This is a genomic window from Sphingomonas sp. (genome assembly GCF_031380695.1).
Lineage (GTDB): Bacteria > Pseudomonadota > Alphaproteobacteria > Sphingomonadales > Sphingomonadaceae > Sphingomicrobium.
Window position 1 is genome coordinate 1 of sequence record NZ_JANMWY010000071.1, and the last position, 2,021, is coordinate 2,021.

Genomic DNA, 2,021 nt, shown 5'->3' on the forward strand with positions numbered 1-2,021 from the left:
GCTGTCGAAACGTCATGCCGCCGCGCCACCTCGGCCACGCAGGTTCCGGGCGAGAATGCCTCGGTCAGAATCTGAACCCGTTCTTCCTCTCTCCACCGACGTCGCCGCTCCGGACCCGAAAACACCGTGATCTGACCCATCAACCGCTCCTGAGTGCGCAAATAAGTGCACACTCAAGACCGGTCACTCACCGACCAGACAAGTCGGGACACGCCGGAGGGTTACGAATAAGGCCTATAAGCCCTAGAAATACGCAATTCTGGAGGCATTGAGGTCTAGCCTGTCCCTGGGCGCCATTTCCGAGGCTTGCCATCCTCGCGCGACAATGACGCGCGCACCCCATCAGCAACACGCCTTTTAACTATTGTTTGGGAAAATAGGCGCTAGAAGCGGCGTGATTTTCGGCGAGAGCCACGCGTCCGTTTCACCGCAGACCCGCAGGAGACTAAATGACTGATCCTGCGAAGCGAATCAGTATCGCCATTGCAGTGTGCACTTATCAGCGCAACGAGGATCTGGCGATACTCTTGCAGGCTGTGGTGGCCTGTGCCGAACGCGTCAAGGACCGCGTCGCCGTGGGGGTTGCGATTACTGATGATACTGCCGCCGGTGAGGCGCGCGCTATTGTCGAATGCGCGGCAGACTGGTTTGAGCTCGGGCTCGAATATCGCATTTCCGGCAAGCAGAATATCTCGCTGGCCCGGAACATGGCGATCGAGACGGCGATGGGCATGGCCGACTGGGTTGCGATGACCGACGATGATTGCGAGCCGCCGGTGCAATGGCTGGAAGCCCTGGTCGACGCGCAGCAGCAGAGCGGTGCCACGGCGGTAACGGGCCGGATGGTACGCCGTGTGCCCCCCGGATCGCCCCGTTGGCTGACCGACGAGCCGTTTCTCGAGCTGGGTGTTAGCGATCCGCCCGATGGCACTCCTGTCGATACCGCGGCAACGTTCAATTCGATGATCAGCGCGGAGTGGCTGCGGCAGCATCCGCAAATCCGGTTCGATCCGGCGTTCGGCGTGATTGGCGGCGAGGACATGGTGTTCTACCGGGCCGCGCGGGCTGAAGGGCTTGAAATCCGCTTTGCCGCCGATGCGTTCGTTTATGAAAATGAGCCGCTCTCGCGAGCGACGCTGGCGTATCAGCTCTACGTCTTCTTTTGGCACGGGAACAGCGCGTGCCTGTCCATGATCAAGAGAGGAGCACCGCGCTGGCGCGTACTTGTGCACGGCGGTGCATCGCTGGCACGAGCGCTCGGTCGACCTTTTGGCCGCATCGCGTGCGGCCAAGCGCCGCAATTGCGCTTTTTCCTCGCCCTGATTCTGCATGGCCTGGGCAAGATCGTCGGCGTGGCCGGCATTCGCGTCGCCCATCGTTAGCCGAACGGGACAAGGCTCCGACATGCATTTGCTTTTCGCTCTCCCCGGGTTGCATCGCTTCGCTCGCGGTGCCGAGGTCGTATTCGAATCGGTCGCCCAGCAGATTGCCTTGCGCGGTGAGCATAAGGTGACGCTGGTCGGTTCGGGTCAGGCGGTGGCGGGTCGGGCCTATGATTTCGCTCATGTCCCGGCGGTGTCGCGCGCGCACTTCGAGAAATGGCCGAAAATGCCGTTTCTACGCCACGAATTCATGTATGAGGATCTGACCTTTGCCGCCGGGCTGGCCGCATCGGGGATTGTCGGCAAGGCCGACGTGACGCTGACCTGCAGCTATCCCTATACCAGCTGGGCCTTGCGCCGCCCGCGACTATTTGGGCGCAAGCCGGCCCATGTGTTCGTCACCCAGAACGGGGACTGGGCAGTCAGCGGCAACGGACCCGAGCCCAGCCAGTTCGGTTGCGACGGGCTGATCTGTACCAACCCGATTTATTATGAGCGCAATCGGCAGCGCTGGAATTCGACCCTGATTCCCAACGGCGTGGATCCGGCGCGGTTCGCGCCAGGGCCACAGCGCAAGGCCGAACTCGGCCTGCCGACCGACCGACCGGTGGTGCTGATGGTCAGCGCGCTGGAGCCCGG

3 protein-coding genes are annotated in these 2,021 nt (G+C 62.2%); 2 read left to right on the top strand and 1 reads right to left on the bottom strand.

Features of this window, described 5'->3' with window-relative positions:
• The coding region (locus RMN84_RS02870) for a transposase (protein WP_309610701.1) at positions 1-140 on the bottom strand (140 nt) is incomplete at its 3' end.
• A 309-nt stretch (positions 141-449) separates the two neighbouring features.
• Here RMN84_RS02870 and RMN84_RS02875 point away from each other — a divergent pair.
• Together RMN84_RS02875 and RMN84_RS02880 are read left to right on the top strand one after the other, a co-directional pair.
• Positions 450-1,382, top strand: coding sequence for a glycosyltransferase family 2 protein (locus RMN84_RS02875; RefSeq protein ID WP_309610699.1), 933 nt, complete (start codon positions 450-452; stop codon positions 1,380-1,382).
• Positions 1,383-1,404: 22 nt separating this feature from the next.
• The coding region (locus tag RMN84_RS02880) for a hypothetical protein (RefSeq protein ID WP_309610700.1) at positions 1,405-2,021 on the top strand (617 nt) is incomplete at its 3' end.